Source organism: Bacillus sp. JZ34, from assembly GCF_053903205.1.
This window is the reverse complement of sequence record NZ_CP096403.1, coordinates 3,089,977-3,113,192: the sequence shown is the minus strand read 5'-3', so window position 1 is coordinate 3,113,192 and position 23,216 is coordinate 3,089,977. Positions and strand designations below refer to the sequence as shown.

At 48.8% G+C, this 23,216-nt stretch carries 20 protein-coding genes; 12 read left to right on the top strand and 8 right to left on the bottom strand.

Features of this window, described 5'->3' with window-relative positions:
• Positions 1 to 99: 99 nt before the first annotated feature.
• Positions 100 to 456 (top strand): YisL family protein, encoded by a 357-nt coding sequence (locus M1D90_RS15795; protein WP_456282870.1) that lies wholly within the window; start codon positions 100 to 102, stop codon positions 454 to 456.
• A 38-nt stretch (positions 457 to 494) separates the two neighbouring features.
• Here M1D90_RS15795 and M1D90_RS15790 read toward each other — a convergent pair whose 3' ends face one another.
• On the bottom strand, positions 495 to 1,061 hold the full coding sequence (locus M1D90_RS15790; protein ID WP_020450883.1) for a DUF2777 domain-containing protein: 567 nt from the start codon (positions 1,059 to 1,061) through the stop codon (positions 495 to 497).
• A gap of 164 nt (positions 1,062 to 1,225) precedes the next feature.
• Between M1D90_RS15790 and asnB the strand changes: the two genes are divergently transcribed.
• Positions 1,226 to 3,067 carry an asparagine synthase (glutamine-hydrolyzing) gene (gene asnB, locus M1D90_RS15785; RefSeq protein WP_020450884.1) on the top strand — a complete coding sequence of 614 codons (1,842 nt, stop codon included), beginning with the start codon at positions 1,226 to 1,228 and terminating at the stop codon, positions 3,065 to 3,067.
• 110 nt (positions 3,068 to 3,177) lie between these two features.
• Here the strand turns inward: asnB and M1D90_RS15780 are convergent, their stop codons facing one another.
• From M1D90_RS15780 to M1D90_RS15770, 3 genes are all read right to left on the bottom strand, one after another.
• The gene (locus tag M1D90_RS15780; protein WP_456282869.1) at positions 3,178 to 4,557 is read right to left on the bottom strand and encodes an ammonium transporter; all 1,380 of its coding nucleotides are present in this window, start codon (positions 4,555 to 4,557) and stop codon (positions 3,178 to 3,180) included.
• Between the two features lie 56 nt (positions 4,558 to 4,613).
• Entirely contained in the window at positions 4,614 to 4,955 is a 342-nt protein-coding gene (locus M1D90_RS15775) for a P-II family nitrogen regulator (RefSeq protein WP_020450886.1), read from the bottom strand.
• A gap of 202 nt (positions 4,956 to 5,157) precedes the next feature.
• Entirely contained in the window at positions 5,158 to 6,498 is a 1,341-nt protein-coding gene (locus M1D90_RS15770; protein ID WP_023856619.1) for an MATE family efflux transporter, read from the bottom strand.
• Between the two features lie 121 nt (positions 6,499 to 6,619).
• On the opposite strand from M1D90_RS15770, the gene M1D90_RS15765 reads away from it, so the two are divergent.
• The 4 genes from M1D90_RS15765 (at position 6,620) to M1D90_RS15750 (ending at position 10,344) form a co-directional block, all read left to right on the top strand.
• Positions 6,620 to 7,483, top strand: a complete 864-nt coding sequence (locus M1D90_RS15765) for a helix-turn-helix transcriptional regulator (protein WP_023856620.1) — start codon at positions 6,620 to 6,622, stop codon at positions 7,481 to 7,483.
• A gap of 28 nt (positions 7,484 to 7,511) precedes the next feature.
• Positions 7,512 to 8,069, top strand: a complete 558-nt coding sequence (locus tag M1D90_RS15760; RefSeq protein ID WP_020450889.1) for a GNAT family N-acetyltransferase — start codon at positions 7,512 to 7,514, stop codon at positions 8,067 to 8,069.
• Between the two features lie 56 nt (positions 8,070 to 8,125).
• Positions 8,126 to 9,169: a LacI family DNA-binding transcriptional regulator gene (locus M1D90_RS15755; RefSeq protein WP_020450890.1), complete on the top strand. Its 1,044-nt coding sequence runs from the start codon at positions 8,126 to 8,128 to the stop codon at positions 9,167 to 9,169.
• 146 nt (positions 9,170 to 9,315) lie between these two features.
• Complete coding sequence (locus M1D90_RS15750) at positions 9,316 to 10,344, top strand: Gfo/Idh/MocA family oxidoreductase (protein ID WP_039072660.1); 1,029 nt, start codon at positions 9,316 to 9,318, stop codon at positions 10,342 to 10,344.
• A 150-nt stretch (positions 10,345 to 10,494) separates the two neighbouring features.
• Here M1D90_RS15750 and M1D90_RS15745 read toward each other — a convergent pair whose 3' ends face one another.
• From M1D90_RS15745 to M1D90_RS15730, 4 genes are all read right to left on the bottom strand, one after another.
• The gene (locus M1D90_RS15745) at positions 10,495 to 11,583 is read right to left on the bottom strand and encodes a Ger(x)C family spore germination protein (RefSeq protein WP_023856623.1); all 1,089 of its coding nucleotides are present in this window, start codon (positions 11,581 to 11,583) and stop codon (positions 10,495 to 10,497) included.
• Positions 11,580 to 12,698, bottom strand: coding sequence for a GerAB/ArcD/ProY family transporter (locus M1D90_RS15740; RefSeq protein ID WP_043054278.1), 1,119 nt, complete (start codon positions 12,696 to 12,698; stop codon positions 11,580 to 11,582). Before M1D90_RS15740 ends, M1D90_RS15745 begins: the two co-directional genes overlap by 4 nt.
• 6 nt (positions 12,699 to 12,704) lie before the next feature.
• Positions 12,705 to 14,174: a spore germination protein gene (locus M1D90_RS15735; RefSeq protein ID WP_023856625.1), complete on the bottom strand. Its 1,470-nt coding sequence runs from the start codon at positions 14,172 to 14,174 to the stop codon at positions 12,705 to 12,707.
• A gap of 103 nt (positions 14,175 to 14,277) precedes the next feature.
• Positions 14,278 to 14,883 carry a LysE/ArgO family amino acid transporter gene (locus tag M1D90_RS15730; protein WP_025811677.1) on the bottom strand — a complete coding sequence of 202 codons (606 nt, stop codon included), beginning with the start codon at positions 14,881 to 14,883 and terminating at the stop codon, positions 14,278 to 14,280.
• A 98-nt stretch (positions 14,884 to 14,981) separates the two neighbouring features.
• Here M1D90_RS15730 and M1D90_RS15725 point away from each other — a divergent pair, with 98 nt between their 5' ends.
• The 6 genes from M1D90_RS15725 (at position 14,982) to M1D90_RS15700 (ending at position 23,210) form a co-directional block, all read left to right on the top strand.
• The gene (locus M1D90_RS15725) at positions 14,982 to 16,454 is read left to right on the top strand and encodes an aminotransferase-like domain-containing protein (RefSeq protein WP_101561220.1); all 1,473 of its coding nucleotides are present in this window, start codon (positions 14,982 to 14,984) and stop codon (positions 16,452 to 16,454) included.
• Positions 16,455 to 16,739: 285 nt separating this feature from the next.
• Positions 16,740 to 18,086, top strand: coding sequence for an aspartate aminotransferase family protein (locus M1D90_RS15720; RefSeq protein WP_039072663.1), 1,347 nt, complete (start codon positions 16,740 to 16,742; stop codon positions 18,084 to 18,086).
• A complete protein-coding gene (locus M1D90_RS15715; protein ID WP_328066668.1) occupies positions 18,070 to 19,581 on the top strand; it encodes a pyridoxal phosphate-dependent decarboxylase family protein in 1,512 nt (503 codons plus the stop codon). The genes M1D90_RS15720 and M1D90_RS15715 overlap by 17 nt, the downstream gene beginning before the upstream one ends.
• The gene (locus tag M1D90_RS15710) at positions 19,578 to 21,338 is read left to right on the top strand and encodes an IucA/IucC family protein (RefSeq protein WP_456282868.1); all 1,761 of its coding nucleotides are present in this window, start codon (positions 19,578 to 19,580) and stop codon (positions 21,336 to 21,338) included. The genes M1D90_RS15715 and M1D90_RS15710 overlap by 4 nt, the downstream gene beginning before the upstream one ends.
• The gene (locus tag M1D90_RS15705; RefSeq protein WP_026579915.1) at positions 21,338 to 21,892 is read left to right on the top strand and encodes a GNAT family N-acetyltransferase; all 555 of its coding nucleotides are present in this window, start codon (positions 21,338 to 21,340) and stop codon (positions 21,890 to 21,892) included. The genes M1D90_RS15710 and M1D90_RS15705 overlap by 1 nt, the downstream gene beginning before the upstream one ends.
• Positions 21,867 to 23,210 (top strand): lysine N(6)-hydroxylase/L-ornithine N(5)-oxygenase family protein, encoded by a 1,344-nt coding sequence (locus M1D90_RS15700; RefSeq protein ID WP_456282867.1) that lies wholly within the window; start codon positions 21,867 to 21,869, stop codon positions 23,208 to 23,210. The genes M1D90_RS15705 and M1D90_RS15700 overlap by 26 nt, the downstream gene beginning before the upstream one ends.
• The last annotated feature ends 6 nt before the right edge of the window (positions 23,211 to 23,216 follow it).

Sequence of the window (23,216 nt, the reverse complement as noted above, 5' to 3'; positions counted from 1 at the left end):
TTTTGCTGCGGAAATGACAGCGTTCACATTGTTTTGTTTAATGGACCGGTTCATGATAAGATAAGAACGATACCTGATTTGATAGGGGGAAAAATGAATATGACGCATATGCATATCACGTCTTGGGTGATCGCGCTCATTTTAGTGTTCGTTGCTTACGGACTTTACTCTTCTGGAAACAGCAAAGGCGCAAAAATTACACATATGATTCTCCGCTTATTCTATATTATCGTTATCATTACCGGGGCGCAGCTCTTTTTAAAGTTCACGGCATGGAACGGAGAATACATAGCGAAGGCCTTGCTCGGCCTCATCACCATCGGATTCATGGAAATGCTTTTAATTCGCAGGAAAAACGGAAAAGCGGCCACCGGGATCTGGATCGGCTTTATTGTCGTTCTGCTCTTGACGGTTGTGCTTGGGCTCCGTCTTCCACTCGGCTTTAAATTGTTTTAATTAAAAGACATCGGTTCTTTATGAGAACTGGTGTCTTTTTATGTCGGCGGCTTGAAGGTTGAAATCATCACGATTCGTTCCCCGTCTGAAGCGGTCCATTCGAATCTGTCCTTCCATTCCTCTTTTCGTTCGTAATGATGCTGCAGGGCGCATTGTTTCATATCATGAGAAAACTGATAAAACGAAACGCCCTTCACATCCTTTTTCCCGGGCCAAAAGCTCAAGCCGTTATAGGCGAAGACGCAGTCAAAGACGGAAAAGCCGAGGCTGTTCAGCTGATCCAAAAAAGAATAGAACTGTCCGTCTTCCAGATCGTTCAAAAATTCGAGAAATGCCTGTTTTACCGTTTTCAGATAACGGATCGATTCTCCGCCTGTCAGCTTCACGGTCTCCGGCTTTTCCGTGACGGCGAATTGATCAAACAGTTCGGCTTTTTGCCATTCTCCGTCTATGCTGATGAAAACTCCGGGACTGTTCAGGCTTTCAACCAAAAATAAATCTCCTTCTTCGTTTTCAATCAGGCAGATCCCGTCTTCCATTAAAATTTTGCCGTAAATCCATTTGCGCTTTTCGGCGTAAATTCGTTTTTGGCGTTCGGTGTCCATGGGCGGTCTCCTTTCTTATTTCGTTTTTTCCAAAACGGGCTTGTCTCATACAAGACTCTGTTGGACAATTCAACTATTATTTTAAGGTGCATAAAATAGGTAAAGTGACAAAGGAAGTGAAGCCTAAAGCAGAGGAAGAACATTAGAATTGGAGCTGATCGACAATGTGTGGAATAACGGGGTGGGTCGATTTTAAGAAGCCGCTTGTTCAGGAGCAGTCTGTCATGGAGAAAATGACTGATACGCTTTCGAACAGAGGACCTGATGATACGAATATTTGGGGAAAGCGCCATGTTTTATTCGGACATAAACGCTTGGCAGTTGTGGATCTGGAAGGCGGCAGACAGCCGATGACCCGCACACACCAAGGGTACGATTATACGATTTGCTATAACGGCGAACTCTATAATACGGAGGATTTGCGGAAAGAGCTTAGGCAGCGGGGGCATCAATTCAAGAGCCACTCAGATACAGAGGTTTTGCTTCATTCATACATGGAATGGAAAGAGGAATGCATCGACAGGCTGAACGGAATTTTTGCATTTACGGTATGGGATGAAAAGCGCGATCTTCTTTTTGCGGCACGCGACAGGCTCGGCGTTAAACCGTTCTTTTACACCGAACAGGGCTCATCATTTCTGTTCGGATCTGAAATCAAAGCGATTCTCGCTCACCCGGAAGTGAAAGCAAAGGTCGACCGTTCAGGGCTGGCCGAAATTTTCGGCCTCGGGCCGTCGCGATCGCCGGGGAGCGGTGTTTTTAAAGGAATAAAAGAGATCCGCCCGGGGCATGCGATGATTTTCTCAAAAGACGGTTTAACGGTTTGGCGCTACTGGAATGTGAAAAGCGAGAAGCATACCGACAGCTTTGACGAAACGGTGGAAAATGTGCGGTCGCTGTTTCAGGACGCCGTCACAAGGCAGCTTGTGTCTGATGTGCCGGTATGCACGTTTTTATCAGGTGGGGTTGATTCGAGCGCCATTACCGCAACGGCCGCCAAGCATTTTGAGGAAGAAGGGAAGGGGCCGCTTCATACGTTTTCGATCGATTATGAAGACAATGAACAATATTTTACGTCAAGTTCATTTCAGCCAAACGCCGACGGACCGTGGATTAAAAAAATGTCCGATGCATTCGCAACGGTTCACCACAACTGCGTGATTTCCCAGGAGGAGCTGGCCGCTTATTTGGAAGAAGCCGTACTGGTCCGTGATTTGCCGGGGATGGCTGATGTCGATTCTTCTTTGCTGTGGTTTTGCCGCGAGATTAAAAAGGACTTTGTCGTGAGTCTTTCCGGGGAATGCGCGGACGAAATTTTCGGCGGCTACCCTTGGTTCCATTCGGCAGAAGATGTGAAAGGTTTCCCATGGATGAGATCAATGGAAGAACGGATCGCACTTCTGCAGGACGGCTGGCAGAAAAAACTGAACCTCGGCGAATATGTGAAGGCGAAATACGAGGAAACGGTTAAAGAAACACCGCTGCTTGAAGGAGAAACGGGTGCGGAGAAACGAAGGAGAGAGCTGTTTTACTTAAATATGCTCTGGTTTATGACAACGCTCTTGGATCGAAAAGACAGAATGAGCATGGGGGCGAGCCTCGAAGTCAGGGTTCCGTTTGCGGACCACAGGCTTGTCGAGTATGTCTGGAATATTCCGTGGGATGTCAAAATGCATGGCAGCCGTGAAAAAGGCATCTTCCGCAAGGCTCTTGAAGGCATTTTGCCTGATGAAGTGCTGTATCGCAAAAAAAGTCCATATCCGAAAACGCACCACCCCGCTTATACGAAAGCCGTCATTCGTTGGCTGGAGTCATTGCTGGAGCAAAAAGACTCGGCGCTTTATGTTTTCTTAGACAAGAAAAAACTGGAGCGGCTGATTGAGACGGAGGGCGCATCATTTCAAGTTCCCTGGTACGGACAATTGATGAAGGGACCGCAGTTGATCGCACACCTTGCCCAAATCCATACTTGGTTTGAGAATTATCGAATTGATATTGAGGAATAACATAAAACACCCGGCATAAGCCGGGTGTTCTGCGTTTTGGCAAAAGAAACGGCGGCGTTATTTGAACACCGCCGCTGATTTCAATGATCGGCAGACTGGATGGAAGAGAGTCAAACCTGTTCTGTTTTGGAAGACGGTCCCGGCTTTAAATTGTTGATCCGTGAGACAAGATCGGTTCCGAAAGCGGAGCTGACGTCAACATCGCCCTGTTCGATGTAGCTTTCTTTATACTCGTACGCCGAAGAACCGTGTTCGGCATAATCGAGTCCGGATATTTCCTCTTCTTTTGATACCCGGATCGGAGTGAAAGCTTTCATTACTGCAGTGACAGCCGATGTAGCAGCGAGGGTCCAGGCTGCGATCGCCAAAATGCCGACGGCTTGAATGCCGAGCTGTGCGGCTCCTCCTCCGTAAAAGAGACCGCTCGATGTATTGAAAAGCCCGACTGCAAGCGTCCCCCAAACACCGCAAACACCGTGAACGGCAATGGCGCCGACGGGATCGTCAAGCTTCAGCACCTGATCGATAAACTGAACGCCGACAACTAAAATGACACCTGCGATGCATCCGATTAATATCGCGCCTGTAAATGAAACGCCGTCCGCGCCCGCGGTAATTCCGACAAGGCCGCCAAGCGCGCCGTTCAGCGTCAGGGAAGGGTCGATCCTGCCGTAGCGGAAATAAGTGAACAGCGCCGAGCTGACGACTCCGCCCGACGCGGCTAAAAGGGTTGTGGTGATGACATGCGGGACGGCGGCGGGATCAGCCGCAAGCGTGCTTCCGCCGTTGAACCCAAACCAGCCGAACCACAGGATAAAGACGCCGAGTGCGCCCAGCGGAATGCTGTGTCCTGGAATGGCATTGACCTTTCCGTTTGCATATTTTCCAATCCGCGGCCCGAGAAAGATGACAGCCGCAACCGCGCCCGCAGCACCTGTCATGTGAACGATCGCAGATCCGGCAAAATCAACAAATCCGAGGTCATACAGCCAGCCTTCCCCCCAAGTCCAATGGCCGACAACCGGGTAGATGAGACCGGTCATAAACAGCGTCAAAATCATATAGCTACCAAGCTTCATCCGTTCAGCGACAGCGCCGGAAATAATGGTCGCGCACGTAGCGGCAAACACGGCCTGAAAGACGAAAAATCCGACATCCTGATCACCTGCTAAAGCAAAACCGCTTGTGCCGATGAACCCGCCGGCGCTGTCCCCGAACATCAACGCGTATCCGGCGAAGAAATAAAGGATGGAGCCGATAGAGACCGTCAGAAAGTTTTTCATTAAAATGTTTAACGTGTTTTTAGCTCTGGTAAAGCCAGATTCAATCATCGCGAAACCGGCGTGCATAAAAAAGACGAGCAGAGTGCCGATGGCCATCCATATCATGTTGACCGAATCATTGACCGATTGCGCCGTCGGTTCTGCGGCCAGAGCTGATGCTGCGAGGAAAAAACTGAGGAACAGGACGAAAGATACCTTGGTTTTCATAAGAATCATCCTTTCTTAAAGTATCGGCAAAAAGAGGCGGGGTGGAGCCGGTCGTTTTACACAATCGCTTCTTTTCCGGATTCCCCTGTCCGGATTCGAACCGCATTTTCAATCGGGAGCACAAAGATTTTTCCGTCGCCAACCGTATTTGTCGAACATGTGCTTTCGATGATTTGGATAATTTCATCAACGCTCTCCGATTCAATCACCATTTCGACTTTCACTTTAGGCAGCAGCTTGATTTCGTAGGAGGTGCCGCGAAACAAAGCCTGTTTCCCGCGCTGTTGCCCGCAGCCGGCAACCTCTGAGACCGTTAATCCGTTTATGCCAACCTCTTCAAGCTTTTTGCGGAGGCGGGGAAACTGTTCAGGGCGTATAATCGTTTCGATTTTTTTCACAATGTAAATCCTCCTTTTGGTGTAAGGTTTTATTACGTGTATTGTTATGTTTATTATCATACGTAATATCAAATTGAAAATCAATACGAATTTTCAAAAAAATTAATCTATTAGACCTATTATCAGAGAGATCTGTATTCACAGAATAAAATTCTTGTGATGTTTTATGACATTAAAAAACCTGCTTTCAGTTGAAAGCAGGTTATGCCGCAAAGCCTTTTTGTAGCCACATTTTAGATCTCCATCTTCTGTACATCAAAATTCCCCTGACCCACTCGTCGGCGATGAAGGAAAACCATATTCCCGCCAGGCCGAATCCGAGCTGAATGCCGAAAATATAAGCGATCGGAAGGCCGATTCCCCACATTGAGACAATTGCCATATAAACCGGATATTTCGCGTCTCCAGCAGCTCTGAGAGAATTAATGATGACCACGTTAAACGAGCGGCCAGGCTCCAGGATAATCGTCAAAAGGATCAGTATACTGGCCGTTGCGATAATATCGGGATTGCTGCTGAAAATGCCGATCAGCTGTTTGGAAAACACAGCGAAGAGAACGGAAGTAAATGTTGTAATGGCCAGAGCCCACCAGAGGCTCTTCAGACAGCGGCTGTACGCTTCATCAAATTGTTTCGCGCCGATATGGCGTCCGATTAAGATTTGCGTTCCCTGGCTGATCGCTGTGCCGAAAAGCATGATGAACATCATCAAATTTTGGGTATAGACCTTTGTCGTCAGCGCCTGCGCGCCCATCAGCGTGATAAAATAGGTGACAATCATCTGTGACGCGTTATACGAAAGCTGCTCCCCTGCTGAAGGTATCCCGATTTTCAGCAGTTTTTTCAGATGGCTTTTCTTTAAGACAAACAGCCGTTTGGACAACATCGGCATGCCGACGCGCTTTTTGACGAGCAGAGCGATCGCGAACAGGCCGATGATGCGCGCGATCGAAGTGGACATTGCTACGCCGGCCACGCCTAAAACCGGAAAGCCGAACGGCCCGAATATGACAAGATAGTTGCCGGCGATGTTCAGGATATTCATGCCGATGGTTACAACCATTGTGTCCTTTGTATGCCCGTAGCTTTTCAAAATGGCGCTGAACGTCATAATGAGCGCTTGAATAAAGGACAGTCCGCCGACGATCTGGAGAAAGATGCCGGCCTCGGCCAGCAGGTTGGCGGACAGGCCCATCATCAATAAAAGCGGTTTGGCAAATATATAAATCACCGCGCTGATGAATAGACTGATGATAAAATTGGCGCTGATAGAAACATAGCCGACTTCCATCGCTTCGGCTTTTTGCCGCGCTCCTAAAAATTGAGAAATAATAACGGTTGTTCCTGTGGCGATAAAACCGAACATCACAATGATCAAGTTCAGCATTTGGTTGCTGACGCCGACGGCTGCCACGCTGTCATCGGAATATTGGCTGAGCATCAGGGTATCTGCGTTGCCCATTAACATATATAATGAAACCTCGATAAATATAGGCCAGGTCAATGCGAATAAAGAGAGGTTTTGAGGTGCTGTTTTTTTCATGGCGTTTGACCCCTTTCTTTTAAAAAATCCGTTTTATAGTGTAACGCCATTTTCTTATAATAAGAAGAGACGAAACCGATACTTCTTGGAGAAATACGACTTGATGAAAAGGGGAGAGAACATGGAACATATCATCTTTACAATTCCGCCGCTCCCTGTGTTGATTACCGGCGGAGAAGGACTGTTCAAAAAAGGGGAAAAGCATGTGAGGCGTGAATATTCCGTGTTTGATCTCTTATATGTAATACAGGGGGAACTATTTTTGACTGAGGACGGCGACCCCCATCAGATCCGGGAAGGGGAATATATCATCCTTGTACCGGGGCTTGAGCATTATGGACACCAAGGCTGTCAAGACGATACCCGCTATTTTTGGCTGCACTTTCAGGAGCCGTCTTATGGCTTTGCACAGCAGGGAGGTGAGAACTGGACCGAGCTCAAGCTGAAGAAGGGGACGTTTGAAACGCCGACATTATATCATTTAAAGATTCCGAGAAAGGGAAAGATCGACCAAAAAGCGTTTATTGAACAGCAGTTTAGACGTTTGATTGACGATTCTGCCCAAAATTCCGACCTGCCTCTTCGGAAGCAGCTCTTGTTCGAAGAGCTGCTGATTCACCTGCAGAAGGAGGCGTTCCACATTCCTTCGGCGAGTGAGCGTGTGGCATCTGAAGCGCAGCATTACATCGACCGCCACTATAAGGAGAAGCTCAGCATGGAGCAGCTCTCGGCTGCCCTTCACTATCACCAGGACTACATTACCCGCTGCATGCAAAAGGCGTTCGGCATCACACCGGGCCAATACGCCAATAAGGCGAAGGTTTTTGAAGCGAAGCGGCTCCTTTCTTCGACAAACGACAAAATGTCATCGATTGCCGAACAAGTCGGAATCGATGATCCGACTTATTTCTCAAAGCTGTTTAAACAAATAGAAGGGATTTCGCCTGTTGAATACAGAAAGATGATGAAGAGAAATATTGAGTGATATTTTCAAAGCATAGGAGGAGAAAAGTTTGGCATCCATCAATGGTGAAAAAGTAAAGCTGCGCACGATCACAATGGATGACCTGCCCGGATTATGGAGAATGATTTACGGAACCCGAAACCCTGAATGGAAAAAATGGGATGCCCCTTATTTTCCGCTTCAGCCCGAACCGTTTCAATATTTTCTCGACTCTTTTGTGCCGGCTTTAAAAGAAAAACCGCCGCGCTATTTGGCGATTGAGATCGAAGGAGAGCTGAAAGGAACCGTTTCTTACTATTGGGAGTGCCGGCCGACACGCTGGCTGGAATGCGGGATCGGCATCTATGATCCGCGGTTCTGGAACGGAGGTTACGGCACGGAAGCCGTAGAATTATGGGTCGGCTTCCTATTTGAAAACGTCGATGTGCCGAGAATCGGAATGACGACGTGGTCCGGCAACAGGCGGATGATGAGGTGCGCCGAAAAAGCGGGGTTTAAGATGGAAGGCCGGATTCGCAAAGTCAGATATTATGACGGGGTCTATTATGATTCAATCAGATACGGAATATTGCGGGAGGAGTGGGAGCTGATTTGCGGCGGTAGCTGACACGCTCTATAATGTAATATTAGATATCTTTCATCAGCGGACTAGAGGGGACCAAAATGAAAAAAACCATTTATGATGTAGCGGAAGCGGCAGGCGTTTCGATTTCCACGGTTTCCCGGGTGATCAACAATACCGGGAGAATCAGCAGGTCGACAAGGCAAAGAGTGCATGCCGTCATGAAAGAACTCGATTATCAGCCGAATGTTCACGCTTCTGCGCTTACCGGAAAGCGCACGAACATTATCGGCCTGTTGACGCCCGATATTGCAAACCCTTTTTTCGGAGAGCTTGCCAAAAGCGTTGAAGAGCGGGCGGGCGAGCTTGGATTCAGCATGATGATATGCAGTACCGACCGCGATCCGAAAAAGGAGACAACGTATTTCTCGGTGCTCAAGCAAAAAAGCGTCGACGGCATCATTTTTGCGACCGGCATCGAAAATCAGGAGAGCATGGATGCGCTCGAGGATATTGCAAAAGAGGGCATACCGCTCGTGATGATTTCTCAGGACCGCGCCCTTGTTCCGCTGGATGTCGTGGTCATCGACGATTTTATGGGCGGATACTTAGCGACGCGGCATTTAATTTCGCTCGGCCATAAGACAATCGCCTGCATCGCCGGCGACGGATCGACAACCGGAGAAAAAGACAGGCTGAAAGGCTTCCAAAAAGCGATGGATGAAGCCGGCATCAAAGTGAATGAATCGCTCATCGCCGGTACCGGTTTTTCCCTGGAATGCGGCAAAAAAGCAGCCGCTCAGATTTTCGAAAGCAACATTCCGACCGCCGTTTTCGCCATGAATGATGTGCTTGCGTGCGGAGTCATTCAGACTGCAAGGGAATGGGGGCTCCAAGTTCCAACGGATTTATCTGTCATCGGCTTTGATAATACGTTTTTAGCCGAAATGACCGATCCGCCGCTTACGACAGTGTCGCAGCCGATTGAAGAAATGGGCCGCCGTGCGGCCGAGCTGCTGGCCGAAGAAATCAGCGGCGAGAAAAGTTCGAAAAACAAAATCATTCTCATGCCTGAACTTGTCGTCAGACAGTCGACGGCACCTCCATTTAAAAAAGATGCACATGCTGAAAAGAGCGGGTTTTGATAGAAAAAACGCTCTTTTTTTAAAAAATAAGAGCAAGCGCTTGCTCTCGTTAAATCCTAAAAAGCATTGCGGATAAAATAAATACAGGGTAAAATCAGAATTGAAATGAGCAAGCGCTTTCAATATGTGAGAAGGGAGAGAAGAAAATGACAGAACGAGTGAGATGCGCCGTATTAGGGCTCGGAAGGCTCGGCTATTACCATGCGAAAAACCTCAAAACCGAGGTGCCCGGGGTCCTGCTCGCCGCTGTGGCCGATCCCGCAGAGGGGAGGGCGAGGGAGATTGCCGCCGAACTGGGTGTTGAAAAGTGGTTTGAAGATCCGTTTGAATGTCTCCACGATCCAGAGATTGATGCCGTCGTCATCGTTACACCGACATCAACCCATGCCGAAGTGATCAAACAGGCGGCCGAATGCGGCAAACAGATTTTCGTCGAGAAGCCGCTGACATTAAATCTTGAAGAATCGATTGAAATCATTTCTAAAGTCAAAGAAACGGGCGTGATTTGCCAGGTGGGGTTTATGAGGCGGTTTGATCCTGCTTATGCGGATGCCAAAAGGAGGATCGATGCCGGAGAGATCGGCAAACCGATCTATTATAAAGGGTTTACGCGCGATTTTGGCTCTCCTCCGGCCGAATTCATTAAAAAAAGCGGCGGTATTTTCGTAGATTGTTCGATTCACGATTATGATATCGCGCGTTATTTAATGGGGGCTGAAATTACTTCGGTTTCCGGCCACGGAAGGGTTTTGAAGCACGCGTTCATGCCGGGATGCCATGATGTCGATCAAGCGCTCACCTATATGGAGTTTGATTCGGGGGCGGCGGGTGATGCGGAAGCAAGCCGCAATTCGTCTTACGGCCACGATATACGCGCCGAAATTATCGGGACGGACGGCAGCATCTTCATCGGGACGCTGCGGAACCCGGCGGTTACCGTGCGGACCGGGCAGGGGAGCAGCTATAATATCATTCCGGATTTCCAGGCGAGGTTCCATGAAGCGTACTGCTTAGAGATGCAGCACTTTGCCAAGTGTGTTCGCAACAAAACGAAACCGATTGTGACTGAAGTGGATGCGGCAGTCAATCTGGAAATCGCGCTTGCGGCCTCAGAATCCTGGTCAACAGGCAAGACCGTCAAGATTCAGTATCAGACGAAACAGCTTACGGTATGAAACGGGGCTCATAAACGGGCTGTGATAAAGACAAAGTATGCCGGAGATCATCCTGCGGTCAATAGGATCAACAGAAAGAAGGGCGGAAGAAAGCATTTCTCCGCCCGATGCCGCCCTTTCTCTCAGCGTTTTCAATCAACTGCAAGCCCCTTATTGCACATTCAGATTCGGTCTCAGATTCACCCGATAGTCCACCTCGACATCCATCTTCTCCCAACGATGCAGCCACGCTTTGTCGCTCATCGGCTTCGTAAACGGAAACAGCGCTTCACCGCCGACTTCAAGCGGATCAACCCGAATGTTTTGCATGTCCTTTATCATGTCCGTTGTTTTCTTTTCCAATTCGGATTCCACATCATGGACAAGTGCGCTGAACTCGCTTTGATCCTGCAGGTTTTTGTCGCCTGTGTATTCTTCAATGCCCGCGTTTATGCTGACTTTCATTGATAAAGCTGTATTGTTTTGATTTAAGTCAAATGTGACGGTTGAGCGGGCTTGGCCGATTATGATTGACAAGTTGGGAATCGTGAGGAACTTCAGATACCTGTTATTGTTGAGCAGCTGAAAAATTTGATCGTCTATGCCGGTCAGTGTCTTCACGAATTTGTCGTTTCGGAAAAGTCCTGTTCCTTCATATGTGAACTGGTTACCATCGGTTCTGAAAACAGGCACGTAAGGATCTGAATAGTGGGTGTACAGCTGGTTTTTGAATTGATGCAGGTTAACGATGCTCATTTCACCCTGGTTGGCTCTTTCAAAATGCCTTAACGTCTGATAAAGATAAAAGTCAAAATTCTCGCTTTGCTTCAATTCGTTCAGTATATATTTGTCAAAATCGCCGTTGACGACGATGAGATAAAGGCGAGGGCCGATTTTCGGGTCTGACAGAAGCGTGTTGATAATCGGAAGTATGCCTTTTTCAGCGAGATTTTCTTCGATCATCACCATTCTCAGCTGCCCGTTTTTCAGCTCGTTGTAATAATTTAAATTAAATCGCTTGCCGACTTGTTTGATCATATTGACTTCGGTGCTGAATAGCCGCTTCTTTTCAAGGCCCACCGGAGGGACGGTGGTGCTCATTGAGATCTTTCCTTTTTTCCCTTCTTTGATATACCAAAAGGTAACCGGTGAGATTTCTTCAATCTCATTGTTTTCAACAAATGGAGAGCAGCCCTCAATCGTCATGAAAATCACAAGTGCGATACAGCCGTTTAATATGAGGCGTTTCCCGCTGATCATTGCATGCGCCCCTTTCGTTTTCCGGCGATGACAAGAATAGCCGGAGTCAATGCGTAAGTGACGGCTCCGATGGATACTTCGATCAAAAACCACATATCTTGCTGCTTTCCGGATTGCCAAAACCAGGTGCTTAACACGAGCGAAAATCCCATGAGCAATAGGAAGCTGAACAGAAATCCTCTTCGCGTCACAGGCTTGGCCATTCTTTTAAACAAAATGCGGAGGCCTCCGTAAAAGCAGAGTAAAAAAATCGCGATTACAAACGCAAAATGAAACATATGGGCAGACAGTAGAAACGTATCGATCCGCTCCAAAATCGGCGACTGCAAATAGCGGAGCATGTTTATCACCGGAAAAATGGTTTCCAGCAAATAAGAGGAGCCGTAGAAAAATAATGCACCGATAAACAAAAACAAATATTCGAAGAGTGAAATCGCATTACCGACCGATAAACATTTCAGCACATTAGCTTCCTTGCTGAACCATGGAGCCAGACAAATCAAATACTCGGGACTGGAAAAAGAAGACCACATGACGAGCAGCGCCTTCCAAGAATGTTCAGTCCAGTCAAAAGGAATCAACGGATATAAATCGGTCAAGGAAGCGATCGGGGGGATATAAAACCTGATAAAAATGAACACGATCCAAAATGATGACATAAAGGCAATGATGACAAATCGCATCGTATTTTCCATGCCGTGGGAGGCCGCATATCCGCTGATCACCAGAATCAAGATCACAAGCCAGTTGATATTGATGGCGGGAAAGATGAAGTGTCTCACCGTTTCGGCGTAGCTTGTGATCATGATCGCGATCTTTAACGCGAGCTGAATTAAGCCGATCAGGATAAAAAAGCGCAGCTTGCGTTCGCCGAAGAGAGCGGCAAAGCCTTCATAGCCTTTTGCGGCCGCTGGAGAAGACAGCCATTTGGACAACAGGTACAAGTTGAACTGTGACAGCATTCCGACAGCGAGCATAACGAACATCATGTAAGGGTGAACCAGATACATCGGCAGAACCAAGATGAAAAAAAGAACTTGCATACGGTTGGCGATGAGGGCGATGTAAATTCCGCCGAGAGGCCGTGTCTTGTGAAATAATTGAAAAGAACTCAAGCCGCTTCATCTCCTTTTAACGTACCGCCATTTTTGCAAGGTATGCAGATATTCGGGGCGCTTTTTCAGCCAGATCAAAGGACTTCGTATAAAAAGATCGAGCCAATCGCGCCAATATAACGGAGTAATCGGCGCAAAATAAGGCTGCTTGAGAGAAGTAAGCCCGTTCAAATGAACAAACAGTCCGATCATTCCGAAGATCAATCCGAAAAAACCGAGGCAGGCGGAGAACACGAGCATCGTAAAATGAATCAAAGTGTGCCCTTTAGCTACGATGTAGTTAGGCACCAAAAATGACGCGACCGTTGAGATGCCGACCAAAACGATTAGCACTTTGCTGACGAAGCCCGCCTGCACCGCTGCTTCTCCAATCACAATCCCCGAGATAACCCCCAATGTTGAACTTGATTTTGTCGGCATCCGCACGCTGGCTTCCTTAATAATTTCAATGACGAGCAGCATAAGAACCGCTTCCCAAAACGGGGTGAACGGCACTTTGCTCCTTGATTCGATCAGCACATAAAGGATCTGGAGCGGAAACATATGATAATGATGAGTCGACAAAGCCACATAAAAAGGGATGAGCAAAATAGACAGAAAAAAACTGGCGTAGCGCAGCATTCTAAAAAAGCTGGCAACCGGCCAGCGCGTCGTATAATCTTCAGCGGAGTGAAAAAGGTGAAAAAACGTGATCGGTGCATGTAATACAAACGGCGTCTGATCGACCAAAATGGCGACTTTGCCAATGCTTAAATTGTATGCGGAAATGTCGGGACGCTCGGTCTGCTGGAACTGCGGAAAAATCGAATGATGATGATCTTCAATCAATTCAGTGAGCTGTGCGGAATCGAAGATCATGTCAAAATCGGTTTCCGCGATTTTTTTTCTGGCTTCCTCAATCAATTCCGGATTGGTTAATCCGGCAATATAAACGATAACAACAGATGTTTTGCTGAGCGAACAGACCGTCAGCCTTTCCGCTTTTAAATTGGTTAAAGGCAGCCTGCGCCGCAGCAAAGAAAGATTGACGTCGAGCTGCTCGGTAAAACTGTCTTTCGGACCGTACATCACCGTTTCGGTTTGAGACGGTTCGATCTGCCGGCCGACCCGATTTTCAATGGGAATGGCAAACCACTGCTGCCTGTCCGGATCATGGATGATGATCGAACCGGACATCAGCCACTCCTTTGCGGTTTCTAAAGATACGATCGGTTCAACGTGCAAAACAAAGGTTTTTAAACAGCGATATATTGACTCTTCTTCGGCGCTCATGATCAGAGGCCTGATGATCGACTGTTGGAGCATGACCCGATCAATGATGGTATGTAAATAGTAAAATACTGCTTTTTGTCCGCCTTTTGTTTCATGCTCTTCGATCACCGCATCAGCCATACCGGCGGTGGCGTCAAGAAGGGCATCTTTCGTAATGGGAGCGCTCCGCAATCCGGCTCCCTTTCTTTTATATTTTCGAAACATGGACATCCCTCATCAGCGATTGATCATTGCCGGGTTACCGGATGTCCTTATTGTGCTCGCTGCTTCTCAGGTTTATGCGGACAGAAGCCGCGTTCCCGCAGGATCAGGTAAACAGCGAGGCGCCGAGGTAGGCGGCAAGCCCCCACATGACAGCCGCAGATCCTTTATTGAACAAGGTCATGACGACCCCCTGTGAATCGAGCTGTTTGAGAAGTCTTCCCGCTGCGGCAAGTCCAAGGAACCATAGCCACGAAACGATCATACATGCACAGGTGAACAGCCAAAGATCCGCACCTTCATACGCTAAAGAGTTGGTGCCGATCACGCCGACGATATCGAGCAAGGCGTGCGGATTTAAGAGCGATACGGCCGCAGCAAAAGCGATTTGCTTTTTGGGCGGCATAGCTTCGGACGCGTTTCCTACCGCCGGTTTGCTCTTCCATGTGATCCATCCCATATAAATGAGAAACAAAAATCCTCCGGTCAAAAGGACAAATTTAACTTCAGGAAGGCCGGCGACAGCCGCGGAAATACCTGTGACTGCCAGTATAATCAGGAGGGAATCGCACAACGATGCGGAGATCACAAGCGGCAAGACACGCCAAATGCTCGATGATGCGGCCCCTTGCTGAAAAATCAGGACATTTTGCGCGCCGAGCGGCAAGATCAGTCCAAAAGCGAGAATCATTCCGTGAATAACTGCGTTCATGACTGTTAAAACCCCTTTCATTCAAAACATCCGTTTTATTGTAGAGTAAGAAGCGGGGAATGTCTCCGGCCATTTGGCTGGTCTAATTGCCCAGCCAAATGCTATCTTTTAAAAAAGGAGCTGAACATGAAGTGAACAGACAGCTGAACAGACATTCAGACATTCCGTTATACCAGCAAATCGAACAGATCATAAAAGAGAAGATTTTACAGGGCGAATGGCCGGCCGGGACGAAAATCCCTTCACAACGCAAGCTGGCATCTATCTTTCAAGTGAATAGAAGCACGGTTACCGCGGCTCTGGACGAGCTGACAGCCCAAGGATTTCTTGAAGGCAACCGGGGCGGAGGCACAAAGGTGGCCAATCAAACATGGTCACAATTGACGGCGGGGCCGCCGCTTGACTGGACGAGTTATGTACGTTCGGGAATTCACCGTCCCAATTCAATGACGGTTCAGGAAATCAACAGGCAGGAGTTTACAGAAGGGATCATCAGGCTCGGCACAGGTGAATTAGCGCCTGAACTGCTGCCCTATCAACAGATGGAAGAGATTCTTCGCCGCGCACCGTCTGATAGGCTGATGCTCGGGTATGAAGAAGCGAAAGGAAGCCGCTATACAAGAGAGGTGCTGGCGGAGCATCTGGGCCGGAAGGGTGTGCGTGTATCGGCCGACTCGATTCTGATTGTCTCCGGAGCGCTCCAAGCGCTGCAGCTCATATCGATCGGCCTTTTGAAGCGGAGAGCCGTCGTGTTGGCGGAAAAGCCGTCATACCTATACTCGCTGCACGTTTTTCAATCGATGGACATGCGGCTTTGCGGGCTTCCAATGGATGGCGGGGGATTAGACCCGTCCGTCATTCCGGCGGTAAAAAAACGGCATGGCGCCGATTTACTGTACACGATTCCGTCATTTCACAATCCGACGGGCAAACTGATGTCGGAAAACCGGAAGCGCGAGCTGATTCAAATGAGCAAAAGGCTGTCGCTCCCGGTTATTGAAGATGACGCATACGGCGACTTGCGGCTTGACGGTCCGCCGTCATCGCCGCTGAAGGCCATGGACAGAGAAGGCAGCATTCTTTATGTCAGTACACTATCGAAAACAGTCAGCCCCGGCCTTCGCATCGGCTGGGTCGCAGGCCCGGAGCCCGTCATCGAGAGGCTGGCCGATATTAAAATGCAGACTGACTACGGCTCAAGTTCATTGTCGCAATGGGTGGCTGCAAAGTGGCTTTCAAGCGGACTTTATGATGAAAATCTCAGCTGGATCAAAGGTGAACTGAGACGAAGGCGGGATGAGGCGCTCCGGTGTCTTGAGACCTATTGCAGAGGAATCGCCCGCTGGGAAAAGCCTTCAGGCGGGTTTTACATTTGGGTCACATTTCTAAAGCCGCTCTCGCTCAGCGCTTTGTTCGAACAAGCATTACAGAAAAACATCCTCATCAATCCCGGCACTCTCTACGATAAAGAAGCTAAATACAGCATCAGATTGTCCTATTCGTACGCCTCTTTGCCAGAGCTTCGCTACGGCATTCAAACGATCGCAGAACTCGCCGGGAAGCTCATGTGAGTCCCGGCTGTACCGGCTGCTGAAAAATCGACGTTCAGCAGCCGCCCCTTTTTATTTCAGGCCTCGGGTTATTTAAAAACAGTCCAAAAAATCCCATTAACATATCATTCAAGGAACTATTGATTCATATTAGCAGCTGGATTTGCAGTAGAGGAAATCTTCATGTTTCCTCATTGTGAGAAACGCCCTATTTTTCTGAATCTTATTGACATGCCGGTGTCACAAAATATACACTTTTTTTGTCATTGAAAATGATAATCTTTATCAATTGGAGGAATGCTTTCTATGCCTGTACAAACGAGTTCTAAAAATCAAGTGTTTTTGGAGCAGCAAAATAGAAGAGAGTCTAATGCGCGTTCATATCCGAGAAGATTTCCGCTCGCCATGCAAACCGCGGAAGGTGTCTTGGTGACTGATGCGGATGGAAAGCAATATTATGACTGCCTGGCAGGAGCGGGGACGCTTGCGCTTGGTCATAATCATCCAGTTGTGATTGAAGCGATTCAAAAAATGCTTGATGAAAAACGCCCGCTGCACACGCTTGATATCACTTCGGAAATCAAAGAAGAGTTTGTCAGCGAAGTATTTGCAAGCCTTCCTGAGGCGTTTGCCAAACGGGCGAAGATTCAGTTTTGCGGTCCGACCGGCGGCGATGCGATCGAAGCCGCTCTCAAGCTTGTCAAAACGGCAACGGGGAGAAGAACCATCTTGTCGTTTCACGGTGCCTATCATGGTGCAACTCATGGAACGATGGCGCTGAGCGGTAATTTATCTCCAAAGGAAAATGTCCAGGGACTTATGCCTGATGTGCATTTCCTGCCATATCCGTATGAATACCGCTGCCCGTTTGGAAGAGGAGGAGAGGCGAGCCACAAGCTGTCGAGCGCATATATCGAAAATATGCTGGATGATCCGGAAAGCGGAATTTTACAGCCGGCCGGGATGATCTTTGAAGCCGTACAAGGAGAAGGAGGCTCAGTTCCGGCTCGGGCTGAATGGATAAAAGAAATGAGAAGGATCACAAAAGAACGCGGAATCCCTCTGATCATTGATGAAGTGCAGACCGGCATCGGCAGAACCGGAAAAATGTTTGCGTTCGAGCACGCCGGCATTATACCGGATGTCATCGTCCTTTCAAAAGCGATCGGCGGAAGTCTTCCTCTGTCTGTCGTCATCTATGATCAAGACCTTGATCAGTGGGGACCGGGGGCGCATATCGGTACATTCAGAGGGAACCAGATGGCGATGGCGGCCGGAAGTGCAACGTTAAAATATATAAAAGAGCACGATGTACTGTCACATGTAGAAAAAGTCGGCGCGAAGCTCATGCAGGAATTGCAAGACATTCAGGAACACGTTCCTGAAATCGGTGATGTCCGGGGACGGGGGCTGATGATCGGCGCCGAAATTGTCGCACCGCATAAAAAACAAAACACAAACGGCAGCTATCCGGCTGATGCGGAGCTTGCAAGCGTGATTCAAAGAAAATGCTTTGAAAAAGGACTGATCGTTGAAACGGGAGGCCGCCATGGAAGCGTGATCCGCTTCTTGCCGCCGCTCATCGTAACAGAGGCGCAAATCGACGATATCATCACGATCTTCAGAGAGGCCGTCTATGAAGCAGTCAAGTAAACAGAAAAACTTTGATTCCCTGTTTATGCACAACGGCGAACAGGGGATCAAAGCATACCGTGACGCGGCCGAGGCCGCTGTAGAGACGCTGTGGGCCGATTGGAAAAATAAAATGAAGCCCTACAGCGGGAAGATGCCGAATGAATTAAAGCACGAAATTAAAAACTTGTTTTCGTTTAAGGAAGCGGGAGAACCGCTTGCGGATGTTCTCGCCGATCTAAAAGAAGCCTATTTGCCGCACCGGATTCATGTTGAAGATCCAAAATGCGCCGCACACTTGCACTGTCCGCCGCTCATCCCGGCACTCGCTGCAGAAATGCTGATCAGTGTGCTGAATCAGTCGATGGATTCGTTTGATCAAAGCGGAGCGGCTTCATTGATCGAGGAAGAAATGGTGCAGTGGCTTTGCCGAAAGTTCGAGTACGGAAAGGATGCTGACGGAACATTTACGAGCGGAGGCACACAGTCTAATTACATGGGGCTTCTGTTGGCCCGCGATGCTTTCTGTGAAAAGCAGTGGAACTGGAACGTACAGAAGGACGGACTGCCGCCGGAAGCGGACAGGCTGCGGATCCTCTGTTCAAAGGATGCTCATTTTACCGTGAAAAAGTCGGCTTCCCAGCTCGGACTCGGAGAGCGCGCCGTCGTACTCGTCGATACAGATGATGAAAAGCGGATGAGCCTTTACGATTTAAAGCGAAAAACAACGCTGCTTGAGGAATCGGGCTTACATCCATTTGCGATTGTTGCCACATGCGGTACGACGGACTTCGGAAGCATCGATCCGCTTTCCGAGCTTGCGGATGCCGCGCATGCCGGCGGGCTTTGGCTTCACGTTGATGCCGCGTATGGCGGGGCGTTGATTTTGAGCAGAACCCGCCGCTATAAATTGGCCGGTATCGACAGGGCCGACTCCATCAGCGTCGACTTCCACAAGCAGTTTTATCAGCCGGTCAGCTGCGGCGCTTTTCTTGTCAAAGACAGAAGGCATTTCCGCTTGATTGGTTATCATGCCGATTATTTAAATCCTGAAGAGGATGAAGCGGAGGGAATCGTTCATCTCGTCAATAAATCGATTCAGACGACGAGGCGCTTTGACGCTTTAAAGCTGTTTGTCTCGCTGCGTGTGCTTGGAGAAGATACATTCGCCGAGATGATTGACTGGACATTCGCATTGGCCGAAGCGGCAGCGGAAAAAATCTCAGCAAGCGATCGGTTCGAACTGCTGAATCCGCACCCTGAACTGAACGCTGTCGTTTTCCGCTGCCTCGCCTCAGAAGACGACGCAGAGAACGACCGTTTGAATAAATGTATCCACAGAGAATTGTTCAGAATGGGACAGGCGGTGATCGCCAAGACGGCAGCAGCCGGGAAAACGTATTTAAAATTCACGCTGCTGAATCCGCGGACGACGCTTTCGGATCTTGACGACATTCTCGGCAGGATTCAAGAGCTGGCAAGTCTTTATACGAATAGCAGGAGGGTAACAAGATGAGTTCATTTAAAGAAATAGCAGAAAACGCTACGATTCAAAGTTTTTTAAATTGCTATTTGCGTGAAACCGGCATCAAAACCCGTGAGATCGCGGACGGCTCTCAAAAAACGCTGATTGTTCCGCTAAAACGCCAGCAAATCGAGCTGATCGTTCCGATCAAGTACTGGTCGAAGACGGGAAGGCACCTTTTCTCATTTCCGCTTTACTATCAAACAACCCAAAACAAGCCGCTTCCGCTCGACTATGTCACGCTCGTCTCCCTCGCTTCAAAAGAATTGCTTCTTCAGCAAAACCGCGGGGGTGCCGAGGATGAATTCTTGCTCAGAGTCATTTTGAGCTGCCGCAATATCAGCCGTTATGTGGAAGAACGGGCCGGTGATCAAAATGAGCTTAGCCGCGCTGATTTTACGTTTATCGAAGCGGAGCAGTCGCTCTTGCTCGGTCATCTGATGCACCCGACGCCAAAAAGCAGGCAGGGCATGAAACCTGAAGAGGAAAACATTTTCTCACCTGAATTGAAAGGGGAGTTTCAGCTTCATTACTTTAAGGCGCATGCCTCGCTCGTTCTGCACGATTCAAGTACTGGAACAAAAGCGCCGCTAGTCATACAAGAGGAATTGAGAAACGACCCGATGATTGATAATGCGTGGCTAGACGAGCAAACGGCCGATCCGGATTTTGCGCTTCTTCCCGCACACCCGCTCCAGGCGAGAGCTTTGCTGGAGGAGCCGTATGTGCAAAAATTGATCGATCAAGGTCTCCTTACATATCTCGGTGCAAAGGGCAGGACGTTCACGGCGACATCCTCCGTCCGCACGGTTTACAGCAAGCACTCGCGCTATATGTACAAATTCTCGGTCCCGATCAAAATCACGAATTCGCTTCGTGTGAACAAGCAGAAAGAATTGGACAGAGGTGTTGAAATGGCCCGGCTGCTTCAGACAGAACTCGGTCAAAGGTTAAAACAGGAGTTTCCGGGCTTTCACGTTATCACAGATCCTGCCTACATCTCGATTCGGGGGGAGAACGGGGAGTCCGGCTTTGAAGTCGTGATTAGGGAGAATCCGTTTTATGAAGACGACCGTTCTGCATGTCTGGTCGCCGGGCTTTGCCAAGATCACGCCTTCGGGAAAGAGTCGCGGCTGTCCTCTGTTATCCGCGGGCTGGCGTTAAAAGAAGGGCGGACAACGGAAGAAGTGAGCATTGATTGGTTTGACAAATATTTATCCATTTCGCTAGAGCCTGTTTTATGGCTGTTTGAAACATACGGGCTGGCGATTGAAGCGCACCAGCAAAACGCCGTTATCCGCTTAAAAAACGGCTATCCGGAGACGTTTTACTACAGGGATAATCAAGGCTATTACTACAGCGAATCAAAAGCCGGGATTCTTTCCAAGCTGATCGAAGACTTGAGCGAAAGGAGCGAGACGATCTGCACGGACGGCGTGGCTGTTGAGAGACTGCGCTATTATTTCTTCTTCAACCATCTGTTTGGGCTGGTGAACGGGTTTGGCTGCGAAGGGCTGATCCGGGAAGAAACGCTCCTGTCCATGATCAGAGAGCGGCTTGAAAAAGCGGAACACATTTACGGCATCACTGAGTTGACGGACAGCCTGCTTCGGTTTTCGGAGCTTCCGTGCAAGGCCAATCTGCTGACGAGATTTTACGACATGGATGAGCTGACGGGCTCGCTTGAAACCCAGTCTCGTTATACGTCTGTCGGCAATCCGCTGTTAAAGGAGGCGGCGGCCGTCTAATGAACGACCGGATCACATTTCAAAAAGCGGACTATGCAAGAGACGTATCGCTCGTCTATCGCTGGATGCAGGAGGAGCACGTCATCCCGTTTTGGCATTTAAACATGCCGTTTGCAAAATTTGAAGACCATTTTCACAAGGCCATCACAGACCCCCACCAAACGCTGTACATCGGCTCTATCGACGGTGTGCCCATGAGCTACTGGGAGTCGTACTGGGTCAAGGGGGACGTCATTGAACACCACTATGATAATGAACCTTTTGACCAGGGCATCCACCTGTTGATCGGAGAAAAAGAGTACTTGGGAAAAGGGCTGGCCCTTCCGCTTTTAAAAGCGATGGTCTGTATGCAATTTGCCGAGCCTAACACAAAAAAGGTCATCGCAGAGCCGGATATCCGCAACAAAAAAATGATTCATGTTTTTGAAAAATGCGGGTTTCGCCGGATTAAACCTGTGAATCTCCCTGATAAAACCGGATTATTGATGTTTTGCGAACGAGAACGTTTTTTTGAAAAGGGGAAAAAAGATGAACTCTACAAAGAGAGCCACTGATTTATATGATGTCATCGGCGTCGGCATCGGGCCGTTTAACCTCGGTCTTGCCGCATTAGCCGATTCCGTGCCTGAGATTAATGCGCTGTTTTTTGAACGAAATGAAAGCTTTAACTGGCATCCCGGCATGCTGATTGAAGGGACGACACTGCAGGTGCCGTTTTTAGCCGACTTGGTGAGCATGGCCGATGTGACAAGCGAATACAGCTTTTTAAACTATCTCCAGCAGCATAACCGTCTGTATTCTTTTTATTTTCTGGAAGACTTTCATATTCCGAGAAAGGAATACAACCACTACTGCCGCTGGGTGGCAGAACAGCTTGACTCGTGCCGCTTCGGGATGAATGTTGAAAGCATATCGCTCATTGAATCGAATCCGGAGGCGCTTTTTAAAGTGCGGGTCGTGAATCGGGAAAACGGCGGGGAAGCCGTTTATTACACGAGGCATGTTGCGCTTGGCATTGGGACGGGCCCGCACGTTCCCGAAACGCTCTCAGACGCTTTGGGAGGCTCGGTGTTCCATTCAGCTGAGTATTTAATGAGAAAGCCCGACGGATTTAAAGGGAAAAGGGTGGCCGTCGTCGGCTCCGGTCAAAGCGCAGCCGAGGTGTTTTATGACCTCGTCGGTGAAGATGAAGCGGAGCATGTCAGCTGGCTCACCCGCTCAAAAGGCTTCTTCCCGATGGAATATTCGAACCTCGGGCTCGAATATTTTTCACCTGATTATATCGATTTTTTCTATCAGCTTCCACAGTGGAAAAAAGATGAATTGCTAACGCAGCAGGATCTCCTTTATAAAGGAATCAGCGCGAAGACGATCAGCGATATTTATCATCTTCTGTATGAGCGGACCTGCGGAGGGCGGGAAGCGGCTTTTGATCTTCAGTCCATGACAGAAGTCAAGCAGATCGAACAGCATGGAGAAACGCTGATTCTGCACTGCGCAAACCGGGTGAATGAAGAACGGTTTGAGCGGCAGGCAGATGTGGTCGTCCTGGCGACGGGCTATAAAGAGAGGCTGCCGGAGTGTCTGGCACCTGTTGACAGCCTGATTGAAAAGGACGCGGGCGGCCGCTATGTCATTACGCGCGACTATAGACTGGTGACAGCTGCAACAGCAAAAAACCATATTTTCGTTCAAAACGGAGAGCTGCACACGCACGGTGTCGGAGCGCCTGACTTGGGACTCGGCGCTTACCGGAACTCGGTGATCATCAATCAGCTAGCCGGGAGAGAAGTATACAACGTCAGCCACAAAACGGTTTTCCAGACATTCGGAACAGGAATCACCGAAAAAACCGCGGTGCCAAACGGCTAATAAAGG

Excerpts from the sequence above, each read along its gene's own strand:
- M1D90_RS15795 (WP_456282870.1), top strand. The coding sequence starts at position 100 with ATGACGCATATGCATATCACGTCTTGGGTGATCGCGCTCATTTTAGTG.
- M1D90_RS15790 (WP_020450883.1), bottom strand. The coding sequence starts at position 1,061 with ATGGACACCGAACGCCAAAAACGAATTTACGCCGAAAAGCGCAAATGG.
- asnB (WP_020450884.1), top strand. The coding sequence starts at position 1,226 with ATGTGTGGAATAACGGGGTGGGTCGATTTTAAGAAGCCGCTTGTTCAG.
- M1D90_RS15780 (WP_456282869.1), bottom strand. The coding sequence starts at position 4,557 with ATGAAAACCAAGGTATCTTTCGTCCTGTTCCTCAGTTTTTTCCTCGCA.
- M1D90_RS15770 (WP_023856619.1), bottom strand. The coding sequence starts at position 6,498 with ATGAAAAAAACAGCACCTCAAAACCTCTCTTTATTCGCATTGACCTGG.
- M1D90_RS15765 (WP_023856620.1), top strand. The coding sequence starts at position 6,620 with ATGGAACATATCATCTTTACAATTCCGCCGCTCCCTGTGTTGATTACC.
- M1D90_RS15755 (WP_020450890.1), top strand. The coding sequence starts at position 8,126 with ATGAAAAAAACCATTTATGATGTAGCGGAAGCGGCAGGCGTTTCGATT.
- M1D90_RS15750 (WP_039072660.1), top strand. The coding sequence starts at position 9,316 with ATGACAGAACGAGTGAGATGCGCCGTATTAGGGCTCGGAAGGCTCGGC.
- M1D90_RS15745 (WP_023856623.1), bottom strand. The coding sequence starts at position 11,583 with ATGATCAGCGGGAAACGCCTCATATTAAACGGCTGTATCGCACTTGTG.
- M1D90_RS15735 (WP_023856625.1), bottom strand. The coding sequence starts at position 14,174 with ATGTTTCGAAAATATAAAAGAAAGGGAGCCGGATTGCGGAGCGCTCCC.
- M1D90_RS15730 (WP_025811677.1), bottom strand. The coding sequence starts at position 14,883 with ATGAACGCAGTTATTCACGGAATGATTCTCGCTTTTGGACTGATCTTG.
- M1D90_RS15725 (WP_101561220.1), top strand. The coding sequence starts at position 14,982 with ATGCTATCTTTTAAAAAAGGAGCTGAACATGAAGTGAACAGACAGCTG.
- M1D90_RS15720 (WP_039072663.1), top strand. The coding sequence starts at position 16,740 with ATGCCTGTACAAACGAGTTCTAAAAATCAAGTGTTTTTGGAGCAGCAA.
- M1D90_RS15715 (WP_328066668.1), top strand. The coding sequence starts at position 18,070 with ATGAAGCAGTCAAGTAAACAGAAAAACTTTGATTCCCTGTTTATGCAC.
- M1D90_RS15710 (WP_456282868.1), top strand. The coding sequence starts at position 19,578 with ATGAGTTCATTTAAAGAAATAGCAGAAAACGCTACGATTCAAAGTTTT.
- M1D90_RS15705 (WP_026579915.1), top strand. The coding sequence starts at position 21,338 with ATGAACGACCGGATCACATTTCAAAAAGCGGACTATGCAAGAGACGTA.
- M1D90_RS15700 (WP_456282867.1), top strand. The coding sequence starts at position 21,867 with ATGAACTCTACAAAGAGAGCCACTGATTTATATGATGTCATCGGCGTC.